The organism is Lentzea cavernae (assembly GCF_014653695.1).
Classification (GTDB): domain Bacteria; phylum Actinomycetota; class Actinomycetes; order Mycobacteriales; family Pseudonocardiaceae; genus Lentzea; species Lentzea cavernae.
Map to the genome: position 1 here is coordinate 82,091 of NZ_BNAR01000009.1, position 17,466 is coordinate 99,556.

General features: G+C 71.0%; 17 protein-coding genes. 12 read left to right on the top strand and 5 right to left on the bottom strand.

The features are described 5' to 3' along the window. Window positions 1–123: 123 nt before the first annotated feature. Genes IE307_RS27510 through IE307_RS27525 form a run of 4 tightly spaced genes read left to right on the top strand, consistent with a single transcriptional unit; the run spans window position 124 to window position 5,321 of the window. Window positions 124–1,554: a DUF5691 domain-containing protein gene (locus tag IE307_RS27510; RefSeq protein WP_191302277.1), complete on the top strand. Its 1,431-nt coding sequence runs from the start codon at window positions 124–126 to the stop codon at window positions 1,552–1,554. Next, window positions 1,551–2,636, top strand: a complete 1,086-nt coding sequence (locus IE307_RS27515; protein WP_229905116.1) for an ATP-binding protein — start codon at window positions 1,551–1,553, stop codon at window positions 2,634–2,636. The genes IE307_RS27510 and IE307_RS27515 overlap by 4 nt, the downstream gene beginning before the upstream one ends. Further along, complete coding sequence (locus IE307_RS27520) at window positions 2,629–4,809, top strand: DUF5682 family protein (RefSeq protein WP_229905117.1); 2,181 nt, start codon at window positions 2,629–2,631, stop codon at window positions 4,807–4,809. Before IE307_RS27515 ends, IE307_RS27520 begins: the two co-directional genes overlap by 8 nt. Continuing rightward, the gene (locus IE307_RS27525) at window positions 4,806–5,321 is read left to right on the top strand and encodes a hypothetical protein (RefSeq protein ID WP_191302278.1); all 516 of its coding nucleotides are present in this window, start codon (window positions 4,806–4,808) and stop codon (window positions 5,319–5,321) included. Before IE307_RS27520 ends, IE307_RS27525 begins: the two co-directional genes overlap by 4 nt. 175 nt (window positions 5,322–5,496) lie before the next feature. Here IE307_RS27525 and IE307_RS27530 read toward each other — a convergent pair whose 3' ends face one another. Beyond that, the gene (locus IE307_RS27530) at window positions 5,497–5,847 is read right to left on the bottom strand and encodes a cupin domain-containing protein (RefSeq protein ID WP_191302279.1); all 351 of its coding nucleotides are present in this window, start codon (window positions 5,845–5,847) and stop codon (window positions 5,497–5,499) included. 83 nt (window positions 5,848–5,930) lie between these two features. Here IE307_RS27530 and IE307_RS27535 point away from each other — a divergent pair, with 83 nt between their 5' ends. After that, window positions 5,931–6,380 (top strand): MarR family winged helix-turn-helix transcriptional regulator, encoded by a 450-nt coding sequence (locus IE307_RS27535; RefSeq protein WP_191302280.1) that lies wholly within the window; start codon window positions 5,931–5,933, stop codon window positions 6,378–6,380. Window positions 6,381–6,384: 4 nt separating this feature from the next. Here IE307_RS27535 and IE307_RS27540 read toward each other — a convergent pair whose 3' ends face one another. Then, window positions 6,385–6,963, bottom strand: a complete 579-nt coding sequence (locus IE307_RS27540; protein ID WP_191302529.1) for a TMEM165/GDT1 family protein — start codon at window positions 6,961–6,963, stop codon at window positions 6,385–6,387. Between the two features lie 328 nt (window positions 6,964–7,291). Here IE307_RS27540 and IE307_RS27545 point away from each other — a divergent pair, with 328 nt between their 5' ends. From IE307_RS27545 to IE307_RS27560, 4 genes are read left to right on the top strand one after another with little or no spacing between them, the layout of a single operon-like run. Beyond that, window positions 7,292–8,746, top strand: coding sequence for a cytochrome ubiquinol oxidase subunit I (locus IE307_RS27545; RefSeq protein WP_191302281.1), 1,455 nt, complete (start codon window positions 7,292–7,294; stop codon window positions 8,744–8,746). Between the two features lie 12 nt (window positions 8,747–8,758). Next, a complete protein-coding gene (gene cydB, locus IE307_RS27550) occupies window positions 8,759–9,730 on the top strand; it encodes a cytochrome d ubiquinol oxidase subunit II (protein WP_191302282.1) in 972 nt (323 codons plus the stop codon). Beyond that, entirely contained in the window at window positions 9,730–12,723 is a 2,994-nt protein-coding gene (cydD, locus tag IE307_RS47490; RefSeq protein WP_191302283.1) for a thiol reductant ABC exporter subunit CydD, read from the top strand. Before cydB ends, cydD begins: the two co-directional genes overlap by 1 nt. Before the next feature lie 5 nt (window positions 12,724–12,728). Continuing rightward, the gene (locus tag IE307_RS27560; RefSeq protein WP_191302284.1) at window positions 12,729–13,835 is read left to right on the top strand and encodes a GAF domain-containing sensor histidine kinase; all 1,107 of its coding nucleotides are present in this window, start codon (window positions 12,729–12,731) and stop codon (window positions 13,833–13,835) included. On the opposite strand, the gene IE307_RS27565 is transcribed toward IE307_RS27560, so the two are convergent. Continuing rightward, window positions 13,813–14,430: a response regulator gene (locus IE307_RS27565; protein ID WP_191302285.1), complete on the bottom strand. Its 618-nt coding sequence runs from the start codon at window positions 14,428–14,430 to the stop codon at window positions 13,813–13,815. The two genes, IE307_RS27560 and IE307_RS27565, sit on opposite strands and share 23 nt — an antisense overlap. A gap of 61 nt (window positions 14,431–14,491) precedes the next feature. Between IE307_RS27565 and IE307_RS27570 the strand changes: the two genes are divergently transcribed. Next, on the top strand, window positions 14,492–14,986 hold the full coding sequence (locus IE307_RS27570; RefSeq protein WP_191302286.1) for a GNAT family N-acetyltransferase: 495 nt from the start codon (window positions 14,492–14,494) through the stop codon (window positions 14,984–14,986). A 45-nt stretch (window positions 14,987–15,031) separates the two neighbouring features. On the opposite strand, the gene IE307_RS27575 is transcribed toward IE307_RS27570, so the two are convergent. Further along, entirely contained in the window at window positions 15,032–15,664 is a 633-nt protein-coding gene (locus IE307_RS27575; protein WP_373306044.1) for a macro domain-containing protein, read from the bottom strand. 33 nt (window positions 15,665–15,697) lie between these two features. Between IE307_RS27575 and pheA the strand changes: the two genes are divergently transcribed. Continuing rightward, on the top strand, window positions 15,698–16,588 hold the full coding sequence (gene pheA / locus IE307_RS27580) for a prephenate dehydratase (RefSeq protein WP_191302287.1): 891 nt from the start codon (window positions 15,698–15,700) through the stop codon (window positions 16,586–16,588). After that, window positions 16,585–17,181, top strand: coding sequence for a histidine phosphatase family protein (locus tag IE307_RS27585; RefSeq protein ID WP_191302288.1), 597 nt, complete (start codon window positions 16,585–16,587; stop codon window positions 17,179–17,181). The genes pheA and IE307_RS27585 overlap by 4 nt, the downstream gene beginning before the upstream one ends. Here the strand turns inward: IE307_RS27585 and IE307_RS27590 are convergent. Next, the gene (locus IE307_RS27590) at window positions 17,178–17,438 is read right to left on the bottom strand and encodes a hypothetical protein (RefSeq protein ID WP_191302289.1); all 261 of its coding nucleotides are present in this window, start codon (window positions 17,436–17,438) and stop codon (window positions 17,178–17,180) included. The genes IE307_RS27585 and IE307_RS27590 overlap by 4 nt on opposite strands. Between the last annotated feature and the right edge of the window lie 28 nt (window positions 17,439–17,466).

Here is a 17,466-nt window from a genome sequence, read left to right on the forward strand (position 1 = left end):
ACCTTCCCGATCGGCTGCGCCGCCCACTCGCTTGGACCGCACCCCGCTCCCACCTCTCGCAGACCTGTGCGCGGCCCCGGCCGTGCCTCCTCTCACCCACCTCCTCACCCCGGAGGTGGCGGCGTGAAGGCCGACTGGTCCCAGACCGTCCAAGACCTCCTCATCGGCACGACCAGAGGCGGCGGCGACCCCACGACCCTCCTGTCCGACTGCGCCGCCCTGGGCGTGGCCGCCTTCGGCGCCACCCTCCCGCAGGAGTCGCAGACCGACCCCCTGCCACTGGCCCCACCCGAGCCCGCCAACTTTCCCAGACCGGCGGCCAAGGCCGTCCTCGAAGCGATCATGAGCCTCGACGACGAGGTCCTCCTGACCGAGTGGTGCGCCCTCGCCAAGGCCGGCGACGTCGTGGCCGAGCACCGCATGCTCCCCGCCCTGCTCGCCCTCGGCACGGCCCGCCCGGGCCTGCGCGCGGCGGTGGTCGAGGTCCTCGGCACGAGGGGCCGCTGGCTCGCGAACACCCGTCAGGGCTGGTCCTGGGCCAGCGGCGCCTCACCGCTCGTGGACGAGGTGCCGCTCGAAGAGGTCCTCGACCTGCCCAGCGCCCAACGCGTGCGCGCCCTGCGCCGCAAGCGCAAGGCCGACCCGGCTGCGGTCGGCGCGTTCATCGCGCGGGAGTTCGCCGACTCGCGCCGCTCCGCCGACCGCCAGGTGCTGGTCAGCGCTCTCGAGACCGGTCTGGGCCCGCAGGACGAGCGGCTGCTCGAAGCGGCGCTCGACGACAAGGCGGCGGCCGTCCACGACGAGGCCCTCCGCCTCCTGCGCAGGCTGCGGCCCACGCGCCTCGCCGCCCGCGCGGCACACCGCCTTCGTCACGGTCTGCGCCTGACCTCGGACGGGCTCGACGTCCGGCCGGACGAGCTGTGGACCGCGCCGCCCGACGCGGTGGAGGAGCGCGACCTCATGCGCGACGGCTCCGAGAAGGGCATCGCCGGGCGGATCCGGGCCGCGGCCGCGAGCGTTCCGCCGTCGTACTGGACGTCGACCCTCAAGGCCGACGACGCCAAGGCCGCCGACGTGCTCAGGAGGGGTCCGTGGGCCGGTGCCCTGCTCCGGGGCGTCGCCGACCAGCTCGCCGCGGCGAAGGACCCGAGGCCGTGGGCCGTCGCGGCCGCCGAGACGCTGACCGGCATGGAGCAGCTGGAGATGCTGGCGGCGCTGCCCGCCAAGGTCGCCGAGCTGGCGGTCGTGGCGGTGTCGAAGAACTGGCACTACGACCTGCTCGACCACGCCTGCGCCCAGCTCCCGGCGCCGTGGTCGCCCGAGACCACCCGCGCGCTGCTGCACCGGTACGCCGCGCTGCCCGACCCGCGCTGGCGGTCGGGGCGGCCGCCGTCCGTGCTGCTGGCCAGGGGTGACGCGGACCTGCTCGGGGCGAGCTGGGAGGCTCTGACCCGCCGCTGGCCGGAGAACTCACTGGAGCTCGAGGTCCTCCGCCTCCGCATCCGCCTGCGCGAATCGTTCGCACCACCGCAACCGCCCCAGGAGGCACAGTGACCGCCGTGCTCAGGCCGACGGCCGAACAGCAGTACGCCGCCGAGCTTGAGGCCGTCGCGGCCCAGGACGACCGGCAGCGGCCGCCGAACTGGCGCCTGTCCCCGCAGGCCGTCGTCACCTACGTGCTGGGCGGCACGCTGCCCGACGGCACCGTGATCTCGCCGAAGTACGTGGGCGCGCGCAGGCTCGTCGAGGTCGCGGTGGGCACGCTGGTCACGGACAGGGCGTTGCTGCTCGTCGGCGTCCCCGGCACGGCCAAGTCGTGGCTGTCCGAGCACCTCGCGGCGGCGATCAGCGGCGACTCGACGCTGGTGGTGCAGGGCACGGCGGGCACGAGCGAGGACCAGGTCCGCTACGGCTGGAACTACGCCCGCCTGATCGCCGAGGGCCCGAGCGAGAACGCGCTGGTGCCGAGCCCGGTCATGCGCGGGATGCAGCAGGGTTCGGTCGTGCGCGTCGAGGAGCTGACGCGCATGCCGTCCGAGGTGCAGGACTCCTTCATCACGGTGCTGAGCGAGAAGTCGCTGCCGGTGCCGGAGCTCAACACGCAGATCCAGGCCGTTCCGGGCTTCACGGTGATCGCCACGGCCAACGACCGCGACCGGGGCGTCAACCAGATGTCGTCGGCGCTCGCGCGGCGCTTCAACACCGTCGTGCTGCCGCCGCCCGCGACCGAGGACGCCGAGGTCGAGATCGTCATCACCCGCGCCCAGCAGCTCGGCAAGGCGCTGCAGCTGCCCGCGGAACCGCCCGCGCTCGACGAGGTGCGTCGCGTCGTGCGGATCTTCCGAGAGCTGCGCAACGGTTCCACCGTGGACGGTCGCACGCAGCTGAAGAAGCCGAGCGGCAGCCTGTCCACCGCGGAGGCGATCTCGGTCATCGCGAACGGCATGGCGCTCGCCGGCCACTTCGGCGACGGCACGCTCGGCGCCGACGAGCTGGCGAGCGGGCTGATCGGCTCGGTGATCAAGGACAGGGTGTCCGACGCGACGGTCTGGCAGGAGTACCTGGAGACGGTGCTGAAGGAGCGCGCCGAGTGGCGCGACCTCTACCGGGCCTGCCTGGACGCCAGCGGTGACTGACCAGGACGCCTCCGAGCCGGTCCTGCTGGGCATCCGGCACCACGGCCCCGGCTCGGCCCGGATGGTCAAGCGGGCGCTGGAGCAGACGCGACCGGCGTTGATCCTCATCGAGGGCCCGCCGGAAGCCGACGCGCTCCTCGACCACGTCCACGCCCTCACGCCGCCGGTCGCGATCCTGCTGCACGACGAGACAGAACCCGAGAACGCCGCGTTCTGGCCGTTCGCGGAGTTCTCCCCGGAGTGGCAGGCACTGCGCTACGCCGCCGAGAACGGCACCACAGCGCGTTTCTTCGACCTGCCGGCGGCGGCCTCGATCGGTGATGACGGCCCGAGCGACAACGTCGACCCCATCGGCCTGCTCGCCGAGGCCGCGGGCTTCGACGACCCGGAACGCTGGTGGGAGGACGTCGTCGAGCACAGCGCGTCCGACCCGCTCGACCTCGCGGACGCCATCGCCGAGGCCATGGTCGCGGTGCGCGAGGAGTTCGAGGCCGAGGTCGGCGAACGCACGCTCCGGCGAGAAGCGTTCATGCGCCAGACGATCCGCAAGGCGCGCAAGGAGACCGACGGCCCGATCGTCGTCGTCTGCGGCGCGTGGCACGTTCCGGCGCTGCTGACCAAACCGACGGTCGCGAGCGACACCGCGTTGCTGAAAGGCCTGCGCCGCCGCAAGATCTCCGGCACCTGGGTCCCGTGGAGCCACGGCCAGCTGGCCGCCGAGTCGGGCTACGGCGCCGGTGTCGACTCGCCGGGCTGGTACGCGCACCTCTGGCAGCACCAGGCCGACGTGGTCCCGCGCTGGTTCGCCAAAGCCGCCGCCGTGCTGCGCGAGGAAGACCTGCCCGCCTCGACGGCGAGCGCCGTCGAAGCCGTCCGACTCGCGGAAACCCTTGCGGCACTGAGGGAACGCCCCAGCGCCGGCCTGAACGAGGTCAACGAGGCGGCGCTGGCCGTCCTCTGCGGCGGCGAGGAGATCCACCTCCGGCTGGTCCACCGCAAGCTCGTCGTGGGGGAGCGCCTCGGCGAGGTGGGCGAGGCCGTCCCGCGCTCCCCGCTGGCGGCGGACCTCCAACGCCTGCAACGCAAACTCCGCCTGCCCGCGGACGTCCAGCCCAAGCAGCTCAAACTGGACCTGCGCAAGGACACCGACCGCGAACGCTCGAAACTCCTGCAGCGCCTCGAAGTCCTCGGCGTCCCGTGGGGCAAACCGGACCGCGCCAACTCCATCGGCACCTTCGCCGAGGTCTGGCAACTGCGCTGGGACCCGGTCTTCGCGGTCTCCGTCGCCGTGGCCGCCCGCCACGGCACCACCGTCCACACGGCGGCCGAGAACGTCCTGACCCAGGCCGCCGCGGACGCCAAGCGGGTCGCCGACGCCGCCGCGACCCTCACCAAGTCCGTGGGCTGCGAACTGCCCAAGGCCGTCGCCGAGGCCCGCAAGGCCCTCGACCGCTGCGCCGCCATGGCCACCGACGCCCTCGAACTGCTCGCCGCCCTCCCCGACCTGGCCAGAACGGTCCGCTACGGCTCGGTCCGCGGCACCGACCCGGAACTCCTGCGCGTGGCCCTGCACGGCCTCCTCACCCGAGGCGCCGTCGGCCTCCCGATCGCCTGCCGCAACGTCGACGACGAAACCGCCGAACACGCCCTGCAGGTCGTCGACGGAGCCCACGAGGCCACCCGGCTGGCAGCCGACGACGACCACCAGAAGACCTGGTGGCGAGCCCTGCACGCCCTGGTCAAGGCAGAGGCCCACGGCCTCCCGACCGGCAGGGCCACCCGCCTGCTCTGGGAAGCGGGCGAACTGACCAGCGACGACGTGGCCGCCCGCCTGCACAGAAGCGTCGCCACCGCCTTCGTGGCGGGCTTCCTGCGAGGCTCCGCCACCCTCCTGGCCGCAGACCCGCGCCTCTTCGGCCTCATCGACGAGTGGCTCAGCGGCCTGCGAGGCGACGCGTTCGACGACGCCCTGCCCCTGCTCCGCCGGGCCATCACCGACTTCACCCCGGCAGAACGCCGCCTGCTCGGCGAGCGAGTGGTAGCAGGCGAAACCCCCCAACCCGCCGCCGGCGACGAGTGGGACCTCGACATCGCCGAACGACTGGCAGCGCACGTCCGCGGCCTGCTGGCCGGAGTTTCACGACCGCCGGATCCGCCGATCCCAGAGGCGTGACCGCACCAGGAGAAGACCGCGCCCTGTTGGACGAAGAGCGCCCCGTCGCACGGGACGACGACCACGCCGTCGTGCCGGACGAGGACCGCCCGGTGTCGCTCGAGGACGAGCGCTCCACCGTGGTGGACGACGACGAGCCGGCCGCGCCGGGCGGAGTGCACGCCGTCGGTCCGGGCGAGGACCGCTCGGCCACGTCAGGCGAGGAGCCCTCGGGCGTGTCAGGCGAGGACCGCTCGGCCACAGCGAGCGAAGACCACTCGGCCACGTCAGTCGAGGATCGCTCGGCCGTGTCAGGCGAGGACCGCTCAGCGGTGTCGAGCGAAGAGCACGCCGCCGCACCGGACGGGCAGCGCCCGGCCGCCGGTGTCGACCTCACGCCGCCCGACGAGAGCCTCCTCGAGGAGTCCCAGCACCTCATCGACGAGGCCAAGAAGATCGCCCACGACCTCCGCGAAGAGACCCCGGACACCACCCCCGAGCCTCCCCGCGAGGAAGGCTCGCCGGCGAACTAGCGAGTCGCTCCGGCGTCGCCGGAACCGTCCTCAGCGGACGGCAGTGCGAACCACCGACCCGGCTCGACCACGAGCAGCTCGCCTCGGGCGGCGAGCTGCTCGCACGCGGCCTCGAATTCGTCGTCCGCCAGCCGTCCGTCCTCCGCACCGGCCTGTCCGCAGCACGATTCGCGAACTAGAGCGACCAGGGCGGCGTGATCGTCTGCCCGTCCGCCAAGGTCCCCCGGATCCCCACCGACGTGGCCACCAGCACCCGAGCCGGCCCTCCGGTCAACGCCAGCTCCGTGTCCGCCGGCACCACGATCGCGTCACCCACCCCGGCCGTCTCCCCGAGGATCGTCACCGACCCGGCCAGCACGTAGAACACCTCCTCCTTCGACGCGCGGTGAGGCGTCCCGTCACCACCCTCCGGCACGTCGACCGTCCACAGGGCGATCTCCGAACTCCCCCGCGACGGCACAGCCAGCGAACGGAACTCGAACCCACCGAACTCGTGCAGAGCCGCAGACTCACCCGTGACCAGCAAAACAACCTCCAAAGTAGTCAACCAAGTTGTCCAAGCCTAGAATAAGGTCAACCAAGTTGTCTACCCACCAGCGGAGAAGAGCGATGGAACCGGTGCCGATGCTGCTGGCGATGACGTACCGCGCCATGGGCGACCAGTTCCACGACCGCCTGAAGCAGATCGGCCTCGAGCCGCTCCGGCCAGCCCACGGTTACGTCTTCCGGTTCCTCAAGGAGAAGCGCGCCACCACCGTCGACATCGGACAGCACCTCGGCGTCACGAAGCAGGCGGCGGCGAAGATCGTCAACGAGCTCGACGAGTGGGGGTACGTGCTCAGGGAGCCGCATCCGACGGACAAGCGCGCGCAGTACGTCACGCTCACCACGAAGGGGCGCGACTACCTGAAGTTCGCCGACAACCTGTGGTCCGACCTCGAGGGCGAGATGGCCGAGGCGATCGGTGCGGACGTGCTCGCCACCATCAGGCAGGGCCTCGCCGGGTACCTGCGGCACGTCCACGGCGAGGACCAGCCAGGGCTGCGACCGGTGTGGTGACGTCCTAGAACACCTGGGTCAGGGCGATCACGCCGAACACGCCGAAGATCACCCCGGCCACGCGCTGGATCCAGTGCGTCGGCAGGCGGCCGGCGAGCTTGCGCCCCACCAGGACGGCCAGGCCGGCCACGGCGACCAGGGCGAGCCAGGCGCCGAGGCCGACGGCCAGGGGTTCGCCGTAGCGGGCGGTGATGCCGGCGGTCGCGAGCTGGGAGGCGTCGCCCCACTCGGCTGCGAACAGGACGCCGAACGAGGTCAGGGCCGCGCGCCAGAACGGCACGGTGGACCGGGTGCCGGCCTCGTCGGGGGAGTCCTCGTCGCGTGAGAAGCCCTCGCGGAGCAGGAGGAACGCGCCCACGCCGAACAGGAGGGCGACCACTGCGGCGACCACGCGGTCGGGGAGCAGGGTGAGGGCGGAGCCGAAGGCGGCGGCCACAACGCTCTGCACGGCGAAGGCGGCGACGACGCCGACGAACACGGGCCAGGCGCGGTAGCGCGTGGTCAGCACCAGGGTCGCGACCATGGTCTTGTCGGGCAGCTCGACGAGGAACACCACCGCGAAGGCGGTGATGAACGCGAGCAATGAAGTGGCCACGAGGTCCTCCACGTCCGAATGAAACCCGGACGGAGGCGCGACAGACCCCGACCAGGAACACAGCTACCTGGCCGGAGGTCTCGTTCGCCCGATCGAGATCGGGTGTGGGACCGGATCCACTCGAAGGCGGATCAGTATGTCGATCACCACGCCACCGGCTGCGAACTCCGGTGGGAACTACTCCCCTCTGGCGCGTCCATCGTATCCGATGCAGGTCATCCGATAGGCGTGACTTCGCGCACGGGACCTTGGTCCCGAGCCGGGACGGGACCGTCGTACCTGATAGTGGCCATGATCGGGACCTACGCTCGGAGACGTGGAAGTACTCGAACTCGCGCGGTGGCAGTTCGGCATCACCACCGTCTACCACTTTCTGATGGTGCCGCTGACGATCGGCCTTTCCCTGCTCGTGGCGGGGATGCAGACCGCGTGGGTGCGCACGGGCAACGAGCGCTACTACAAGATGACGAAGTTCTGGGGGAAGCTCCTCCTGATCAACTTCGCCATGGGCGTCGTGACGGGCATCGTGCAGGAGTTCCAGTTCGGCATGGCCTGGAGCGCCTACTCGAGGTTCGTCGGGGACGTGTTCGGCGCTCCGCTCGCGATGGAGGGGATCGTCGCCTTCTTCGTCGAGTCGACGTTCCTCGGGCTGTGGATCTTCGGCTGGGACAAGCTGCCGAAGAAGGTGCACCTCGCGTGCGCCTGGGCGTTCAGCCTCGCCACGATGGCCAGCGCGTACTTCATCCTCGCCGCCAACTCGTGGATGCAGCACCCGGTCGGCATCGAGATGCACGAGGGCCGCCCGCGGCTCACCTCGATCTGGGCCGTGCTGACCAACAACACGGTGCTCGCCGCCTTCCCGCACACCATCGCGGGCGCGTTCGCGGTCTCGGCCGCGTTTCTCGTGGGCATCGCCGCCTGGCACCTCTACCGCAAGTCGGAAGAGGAACGGGTCTGGCGCAGCTCGCTCAAGCTCGGCACGTGGGTCGGCGTGGTCGCGTTCGCGGCTCTGAGCATCAGCGGTGACCTGCAGGGCAAGCTCATGTTCGAGCAGCAGCCGATGAAGATGGCCGCCGCGGAAGCGTTGTGCCACACCGAACAACCGGCCAGCTTCAGCGTCTTCGCGGTCGGCGACGTCACCAGGCCCGACTGCGAGAACGTCAAGAGCATCACGGTGCCCGCACTGCTGAGCTTCTTGGCGCACAACGACTTCAGCAGCGAGGTCAAGGGCATTCAGGACCTGGTTCCCATGTACCAGGAGAAGTACGGGGAGTTCTACCCGGTCGACGAACGGCTGGGTGAGCTCAGCGGCAAGCCGATCGACTACGTGCCCGCGCTTCCCGTGACGTACTGGGGTTTCCGGTTGATGATCGGGTTCGGTGCCATCTCGGCCGGCCTCGGGGTCTTCATGCTCTGGCTGACGCGGAAGAACCGGACGCCCACCGGATGGTGGTTCCCGGTCCTCGGCCTCGCCGGCATCGCGACTCCGTTCCTGGCCAACAGCGCGGGCTGGATCTTCACCGAGATGGGCAGGCAGCCGTTCGTGGTCGTGCCCAACCCGTCCGGAGTGGACGGTGTCTGGATGTTCACCGCGCAGGCGGTCAGCCAGGCGACGGTCGGCGAGATCCTGACCTCGCTCATCGCGCTCACCACGGTCTACACGGTGCTGGCGGTCGTGGAGTTCTACCTGATCCGCAAGTACGTCCGGGGCGGGATACCCGGCGTGCTGCCCCAGAAGACCGACGACGGCGCCCTGGCGTTCGCGTACTAGGGGAGAGGCGACGTGGAAACGCTCTGGTTCGTGCTCATCGCCGTGCTGTGGCTCGGCTACCTGTTCCTCGAAGGTTTCGACTTCGGCGTCGGCATGCTGCTGCCCGTCCTGGGCCGCGACAACACCGAACGCCGGGTCATGATCAACACCATCGGGCCGGTCTGGGACGGCAACGAGGTGTGGCTCATCGTCGCGATCGGTGCCACGTTCGCGGCCTTCCCCGGCTGGTATGCGGCGCTGCTCAGCGCCGCGTACCTGCCACTAACGTTGTTCCTCATCGCGTTGATCGGGCGTGGGGTCGCGTTCGACTACCGCGGCAAGGTCGACAACCCGCGCTGGCGCAAGGCCTGGGACTTCACCATCGTCGCCGGCTCGTGGATCGCCACGCTCTGCGTCGGCCTGCTGATCTCGACGACGGTGCTGGGCCTGCCGATCGACGCGAACGGTGACCGCGTCGGCTCGCCCTTCGCGGCGATCCGGCTCGACACGGTCATCGGCGCGCTCGCCTTCGCGGGGTACGCGCTGGTGCACGGCGCCGTGTTCACGGCGTTGAAGACCGAGGGCGAGATCCGCGAACGGGCCCGCAGGGTCGCTTTGACCCTCGCGCCTGTCGCACTTCTGCCGCTCGTGGCGCTGCTCGCGATCGTCGCCGGGCTCTGGGCGGCCGTGGTCGTGGCGATCCTCGGCCTGGCGATGTGGCGGCTGGCCGCCGACCGCGACGGTCAGTCGTTCGCGTTGATGGGCCTCGCGATCGCGGCGACCGTCACGATCCTGTTCGGCTCGCTCTACCCGAACGTCCTGCCGTCGACGCTCAACGACGCGTGGTCGCTCACGGTCGCCAACACCGCGTCGAGCCCGTACACGCTGCAGGTGATCACGTGGGTGGCCGGGTTCGGCACCCCCGCCGTGCTCGTCTACCAGGGCTGGACCTACTGGGTGTTCCGCAAGCGCATCGGCGTCAAGCACATCCCGGCAGCGCACTGATGAAGCGAGGCCCGCTGGGAGCTCTGCCCCAGCTCTCCAGGAACGCCAGGCGCGCCCTCGTCGGGGTGGGCGCGCTGGCGTTCCTCAACTCACTGGCGCTCGTCGCCCAGGCCGTCGCGCTGGCGTCGGTGATCACGACCCGCGAGGGCCTCCCGCTGCTGGCCGTGGCGATCCTGGCCCGCGCGGGACTGTCGTGGGCGACCGAGAGCGCCGCCGCCCGTGCCGCCGCCGGTGCGAAGGAGGAGCTGCGGACCCAGCTGCTCGCGAAGGCGTTCGAACGCGGCCCCGGGTTCATCGCCGACCGCGGCACGGCCGAGCTGTCGGTGCTCGCCACCAAGGGCCTCGACGCGCTCGACGCCTACTTCACCCGCTACCTCCCCGCGCTGGTCACGGCCGTGATCGTGCCGCCGCTGGCCGGGGCGTGGATCCTCTTCACCGACTGGCCCTCGGCGGTGCTGATCGCGGTCACCGTGCCGCTGATCCCGGTCTTCGCCGCGTTGATCGGCTGGTACACCGAGAAGCGCGTCAAGAAGGCCGCCGACGTCACCGAACTGCTGTCGGCCCAGCTCATGGAGCTGCTGCGCGCCCTGCCGGTGCTGACCGTCTTCGGCCGCGCCGAGAAGCAGGCCGGTGCGGTCCGGCAGATCGGTGAGCAGCACCGCAAGGCCACGATGGGCACGCTGCGGATCGCGTTCCTCTCCGCGCTGGTGCTGGAGATCGCGGCCTCGTTGAGCGTTGCGCTGATCGCCGTCGGCGTCGGCATCCGGCTCGTGCACGGCGACATGACGCTGATGACCGCGCTGGTCGTGCTGATCCTGGCGCCCGAGTGCTACCTGCCGTTGCGCGCGGCCGGCGCCGCCCACCACGCCAGTGAGGACGGGCTGGAAGCCGTCCGGCGCGTCGCCGAGGTGGTCGAGCACGACGGTCCGCAGAGGCCGCGGCTGCCCGGCGGTTCGGTCCACGTCGACGACCTGCGCGTGCTCAGGCGCGGAGGGTTCGCGCCGGACGGGATCAGCTTCGACGTCCGCCCAGGGGAGATTCATCGACTCGAGGGTGCGAGCGGCAAGGGCAAGTCGACGACGTTCCAGGTGCTCCTCGGCTTCCTGGAGCCGACGGACGGCACCGCGTTCGTGGCCGGCGACATCGCCTACGTGCCGCAGAAGCCCGCGTTCGCCGCGGCCACCCCGCGCGCCGAACTGGAGCTGACGGTTCCGGATGCCGACGACATCGAGCAGGTCGCGGACGAGGTGGTGGCTCTGCATCTGCTCGACCGCCAGATCACCGACCTCTCGACCGGTGAACGCCAACGCGTCGCAGTCGCGCGCGCCCTGCTGAGGGTTCGCCACGGCGCAACGGTGCTGCTCCTCGACGAACCGACCGCGCACCTCGACCCGGTGACAAGTCGCAAAGTCGACAAAGCGATCAAGAAAGCCAGCGCCACGGCGGCCGTCGTCCTCGCCTCGCACCGCGAGAAGGAGACGACCGAGGACGAGACGTTCGACAGGGTCGTCACCGAGGAGACGCAGGCCGAACGCCCGAAGCGCCTGCCGGTCCCGTGGAAGGGCGCCGCACTGGGCGTGCTCGCGGCGATGGCCGGCATCGCGCTGACCGCGCTGGCGGCCCACCTGATCGCCCGCGCCGCCGAGATGCCGCCGATCCTGACGCTGTCGGTGCTGGTCGTGGGCGTGCGGACGTTCGCGTTGAGCAAGGGCGTGCTCCGCTACATCGAGCGGTTGGTCACCCACGACGAGACGTTCCGCCTCGCCACCAACCTGCGTGCGGAGCTGTGGCTCAGGCTCGTGCGGTCTCAACGTCGTGATGGGCTGCAACGGCTGGTCGACGACACCGACACGGTCCGCGACCTGATCCCGCGCGTGCTGCTCCCGCCGATCGTGGCGATCGGGGCGGGCATCGCGACCACGATCCTGTTCGCGTTCATCGACCCGGCCGCCGCGCTCACCCTGGGCGGCCTGCTGCTCGCGGCAGGTCTGGCGGCCCCGGCCGTCGCCGTCTGGACCGAGCGCCGGGCCAGCACGAAGCTCGCCAGAGGTCGCCGGAAGGTCGCCCGCGACACGATCAACGCACTCGCCGCCGCACCGGACCTCATCGCGCACGACGCCCACCACCGCCTGCTGGACCGGCTGCACGCCGAGGACGTCGAGCTCGCGGGCCAGACCCGCAGGCAGGCGTTCGGCACGGGCGCGGCCACGGCGATCGTCCTGCTCGCGACCGGTGCGGCGGCACTCGTCTGCGCCACGACCGGCAACCCGGTGCTGGGCCTGGTGCCGCTCGCCCTCGCCGAACCGCTGGCGGCGCTCCCGCTGGCCGCCCAGCAGCGCAGGGCGTTGCGCGAGGCGTCGGCCAGGCTCCAGTTCGACGCGCCGGAACGCCCCGAGCAGCCGAGGGGCAAGCGGATCCGGCTGGAGAACGTCGACGTCCGCTGGCCCGGTGCGACCGAACCGGCGCTGCGCGACCTCCACCTGAACATCGAGCCGGGCACGCACGTCGCGATCGTGGGACCGTCCGGCAGTGGCAAGTCGACGCTGTTCGCGCTGCTCCTGGGTTTCCTGCAGCCGGAACGGGGCATCGTGGAACTACCGCGCGCCACCTGGTGCCCGCAGGAGCCGATGCTCGTCAGCACGACCGTGAGGGAGAACCTGCGGATGTCGGGACAGCACGACGACGAGGCCCTTCGCGACGCCCTGCGCCAGGCCTGCCTGCCGGAGTGGGTCGATCGGCTCGACACGGTGATCAGGCCCGACCAGGTGTCGGGCGGCGAGGCGCAACGGCTGGCGCTGGCGCGGGCGTTGCTGCACGACGCCGACGTGGTGCTGCTCGACGAACCCACCGCGCACCTCGACGAGCCGACCGCGCGCAGGCTCCTCGAGCGGCTCAGGCAGGACGGCAGGACGGTCCTGCACATCACGCACCGCCCGGACGAGGCGGCGAGGGCGGACCTGGTGCTGGACCTCGGCACTCCCGCATACCGTTGAGGACCATGGACCCCTCTCTGGCGCGGCGCGTGCTCGTCGCGTCCACCGAGATCACGTCGGCGGCGCTGGAAGACCCGGAGAACGTGCTGCGGCTCGTGGTGGAGGCGGCCGCGGAGATCGCGGACGCCGACCTCGGCCTCGCCATGCTCGCCACGGAGGACGACGACGGCACGCTGACCGTCGAGGCGTCCTCCGGCGAGCCGGTCGTGGCGACGCTGAGCCCGCGCAGCGCCGCTGCCAAGGCCGCGCGCACGGGAGTCCCGGTGATGGCCGACGACGTCACGAACGACCCGCGCACGGCCCCGTACGTGCCGCAGGCGCTGCGGAGCTACGGGCCGTTCGCGGTGGCGCCGTTCGGCACCTCGGACCGCAAGATCGGCGCTCTGGCGGTCTACCGCCGCCGGGACAAGCCGCCGTTCACGCAGGAGACGGTGGACGTGCTGACGGCGTTCGCGGCCCAGGCGGGCCTTGCCGTGGTGCTGTCCGAGGGCTTCACCGCCCGGCAGCGCGTCGCGGTCTACGAGGAGCGCGAACGGATCGCCCGCGACCTGCACGACGTGATCATCCAGCGGCTCTACGGCGCCGGCGTGCAGCTCAGCCTGCTCGAACGGCGCCTGGGCAAGAAGCTCGACTCCGGTCAGCGCGCCCGGATCAACGAGGCCGTCGACCTGGTCGACGAGACGATCGCCGAGGTGCGCGCGACCGTCCGCAAGCTGCGCCACACCGACCCCGCCGACTCCACCGACCTGCTCGACTCGATCAAGGCCGAGGTCCGCACCGCCGGCGAGCTGCTCGGCTTCGCACCGCGCCTGCACGTGGCCGGCGACCTGGCGAACGTGCCGCGCGGGCACGCCGACGACGCACGGGCGGCGTTGCGTGAGGCGTTGTCGAACGTCGTGCGGCACTCCGGCGCCACGAACCTGCAGATCGACGTACGGCGCGATGAGAAGCACCTGCTGCTGCGCGTCGCGGACAACGGGTGTGGCATCCCGTCCGGCGTGACTCAGCGCGGGCTGCGGCACCTCGCCGAACGGGCGAAGTCCGCGGGCGGTGACTTCCGCGTGGTGAGTTCGCCGAACGGGACGACGCTCACCTGGTCCGTCCCCGTTTAGCCACCCATGCGGCGGCTTGCGTGCGCCGTTCCATGCCGAGTTTCGACAGAACGGACGTCACGTAGTTCTTCACGGTCTTCTCCGCGAGGAAGAGCCGTTCACCGATTTGGCGGTTCGTCAGGCCCTCGCCGATGAGTTCGAGCACGCGCTGTTCCTGGTCGGTGAGGCCGACCGGGGCAGGATTGCGCATCCGTTCGAGCACGCGACTCGTGGTGGCCGGGTCCAGCAGCGACCGTCCGGCCGCGACCTCGCGCACGGCCGTGACGACGTCCTGGCCGCGCACCTGTTTGAGCAGGTAGCCCGAGGCCCCGGCCATGATCGCGCCCACGAGCGCTTCTTCGTCGTCGAATGCGGTCAGCACGAGGCAACGAATGCCAAGGTCGCGCAACGACCGGCACAGGTCGACCCCGCTGCCGTCGGGCAGCTGGACGTCCACGACGGCCACGTCCGGCGGTATCGCCGCAGCTCTGGTCACCGCCTCGTCGACGGATCCGGCCTCCGCTATGACCGAGATGTCCGCCTCGTCGTCGAGCATCTCGCGCAGACCCCTGCGCACTACTTCGTGATCGTCAACCAACAGAACGCGCACTGGCACGAATCCACCGTACGTCGAATGGCTGTTCCTGAGTGTGACTCAAATTGGCACAGTTCTTGTCATGGCAGAAGGCTCGGTACGACCGGTCGAGGAAGCAGATCGCATAGTCGTCGCCCGACTGGTTCTCGAGCTATGGGGAGCGCACACCGGCGTCGCGCACGGCGAGGTGTTCTTCCCGGCGAGTCTGCCGGGCTTCCTCGTGGAGAAGCAGGGTCACGTGCTGGGTCTGCTGACCTACGCGGTGGCGAACCACCAGCTGGAGATCGTCACGATCGACGCCCTCCGGCGAGGCCGCGGCGTCGGCACCGCGCTGGTCGACGCCGCGGTCCGCCAGGCGCGCACGACCGGGTGCAACCGGGTGCGCCTGACGACCACCAACGACAACCTCGACGCGATCCGCTTCTTCCAGAGACGCGGGTTCAAACTGACCTCGCTGCGACCGGACGCGGTCCGCGAGGCGCGCAAGCTCAAGCCGGAGATCCCGGCTGTGGGGGAGTTCGGCATCCCCATCACAGATGAGGTGGACCTGGAACGATGGGTCGCACCGCGCCAGTAGTCCACAGCTGTCCACAGCCTTGTCCACAGGTTGTGCACATGCGTCTCAGACGTGCAGCGGGTTGAACGCCTCGTCCCACGCGGCGGCGACCTGGTGAGCGCACGTGGACGGCGTGACGCCTCCCACCCCGGTGCCGAGCCCCGGCATCGCGATGGTGCGGACGGCGTCACGCACCGGCGTGCCGTCCTCCAGGCGGCCCTCCAGCCACAGCATCAGCACGGCCCGGGCCGCCAGGTAGGGGTGGACGGTGTCGAGCGGCAGGCGTTCACCGGGCCGGCGCATCGTCGGGGCGCTGATGAGCCACGCCGGCTCGGTCTCGCCGGTCGCCACGATCTGCGCCTCGCCGACGGGGAGCTCACCGCCGTGCAGCGCGAGGACCGCGCTGCGGACGTTGTTCTCGACCTGGGGGAACGCCGTGGCGTAGACGGCGTCGATGCCACCGCGCATCCAGCCCTGCGAGTTCGCCGGGCTGACGATGGCCTGCGCGTGGATGTCCAGCACGGACCCGCGATGCACCCGCACCCCGGTGCGTCCGTCGGCGACGGCGAGCCAGGCGTTCGCCATCGGTTCGTCGACCGCGCACAACACGAGTTCTGGCGCTAGAGCGGGCACGCCCCAAGCATTCCAGTTCGAACGGCCCCGGCGGAACCCAGGTTTGGTGCCCGACACAGGCGTGATTTCCGCCTCCGGCCGCCGCACTACGCTGACCTGATGCCGCGCATTGCGTACTTCGGACCACAGGGCACCTTCACCGAGCAGGCAGCGATGCGGTTCGACGGCGAACTCGTCCCGGTCGAGACGATCCCGCTCGCGTTCGCCTCGGTGCGCTCCGGCGAGTCCGACTTCGCGTGCGTGCCGATCGAGAACTCCGTCGAAGGCGCGGTGCCCGCGACCCTCGACGCCCTGGTGCGCGACGAGCCGGTCGTGGCGGTGGCCGAGACCGTTCTGGACGTCCGGTTCAGCGTTCTGGTCAGGCCCGGGACCACCGAGATCAAGACCATCGCCTCGCACCCGCACGCGCTGGCGCAGGTCCGCGAGTGGATCGCCGCCTCGCTGCCGGGCGTCACCTCGATCGCCACCTCCTCGACCGCCGCGGCCGCCGCCGAGGTCGAGCGCGGCGAGTTCGACGCGGCCGTGACCGCCCCCGTGGCCGTGCACCACTACAAGCTCGACGAGTACGCCACGGACGTCCTGGACGTGCCCGACGCGCGCACGCGGTTCCTCCTGCTGCGCCGTCCGGGTCAGCTGCCGGAGCCGACCGGCGCAGACCGCACGAGCGTCGTCGTGACCACCCCCGACCGCGTGGGCGTGCTGTCCGAGCTGCTCACCGAGCTGGCGTTGCGTGGCATCAATCTCACCGGCCTCGAATCCCGCCCGCAGAAGGGCAAACTGGGGACGTACCGCTTCTACATCGACGTCGAGGGGCACATCGCAGAGCCGAGGATCGGTGACGCGCTGGCCGCGCTGCACCGACACTCGCGCGAGATCCGGTTCCTCGGGTCCTTCCCGAAGGCCGACCAGGAGCCCGTCGAGGCTCACAACGCCGAGTTCGCCGCAGCCGCCTCCTGGGTCGATGCTGTCAGAAAGGGCGAGCGCGGGTGAGGTTGCTGCTGGTCAGGCACGGTGAGACGGCGTCGAACACCGAACGCAGGCTGGACACGGCCATGCCAGGTCCCCCGCTCACCGAACTGGGCCACAAGCAGGCCCGCGAACTGGCCGACCTCCTCGCGGGCGAGGAGATCTCCGCGGTCTACGCGAGCATCGGCCTGCGGGCCCAGCAGACCGCCGCCCCCACCGCCGAACGCCTCGGCCTGCCCGTGCAGGTCCTGCAGGGCATCGAGGAGATCCAGGTCGGGTCCCTCGAGGGCCGCAACGACACCGAGGCGTACAAGACCTACCTCGAGACCGTGATCCAGTGGGCAGAGGGCGCGCTGGACGTGGCGTTCCCCGGCGGCGGCGAGAACGGGCAGCAGGTGCTGGACCGGTTCCTGGCCGCGATCTCGTCGATCCGGACCGAGGGCACCGTCATGGTCGTGACGCACGGCGGCGCCGGGCGGATGGGCGCGCTGGCGCTGGCGTCGAACGTGCCGGTGGAGCTGGCGGAGAACCTGCTGCCGAACACCGGGGTCGTGGTGCTAGAGACCGAGGGCGACGGCTGGGTGTGCCGGTCGTGGGCCGGCGTGGAGATCTCCTAGCTCCGGTCCCGCAGCCACGCGGTGCACTCGGCGTTCCAGCCGGTCAGGCACGCGGTCCCGGCCGCGGTGTCCACCGCGAGTCCCCCGATCCGCAGCAGACCGCGCGCGGTCAGGTGGACGGCGTCCAGCTCGGCGGCCGCGGCCTCCCAGTCGACGTGGGCCGTTCCGTCCACCGTTCGCGGGTGGCGGGTCACGAGGCGCAGGTAGTCCTCGACGTCGTCCAGGTGGTGAACGCGCACCGCGCTGGGGTCGAACACCACCTCGACCGCTGTCCTGCAAGTTCAC